This is a genomic window from Tritonibacter sp. SIMBA_163 (assembly GCF_046535935.1).
Taxonomy (GTDB): Bacteria; Pseudomonadota; Alphaproteobacteria; order Rhodobacterales; family Rhodobacteraceae; genus Epibacterium; species Epibacterium scottomollicae.
In genome coordinates this window covers 1-264 of record NZ_JAWJBP010000606.1, presented here as the reverse complement: position 1 = coordinate 264, position 264 = coordinate 1, and the positions used below count along the sequence as shown (strand labels likewise).

At 55.3% G+C, this 264-nt stretch carries 1 pseudogene; it reads left to right on the top strand.

The window, feature by feature from the left end:
- Positions 1-35: 35 nt before the first annotated feature.
- A pseudogene (locus R0J92_RS23735) lies at positions 36-264 on the top strand (hypothetical protein); the annotation flags it as partial.

The window sequence follows — 264 nt, the reverse complement described above, 5'->3', positions numbered from 1 at the left end:
ACGACCAGATGGCAGTAACGACAGAATTCACAAACGTGCAGATTGCAACCCGTTCGGTGGAGCGCAAGCAGGACTATTCGCGCTACAGGATCGTTCCGGCAAAGCATCCAGCACGTTTAGCCGGCAGCGTGTTCGCGGCCATCGTGATCGGCCTTGTGCTCTATTCGATCTTTACCAATCCACAGTGGGGCTGGAACGTTTTTGCGGAATGGTTCTTTGCCGAACCGGTACTGGTCGGCCTCGGGCGAACACTGCTGTTAACAG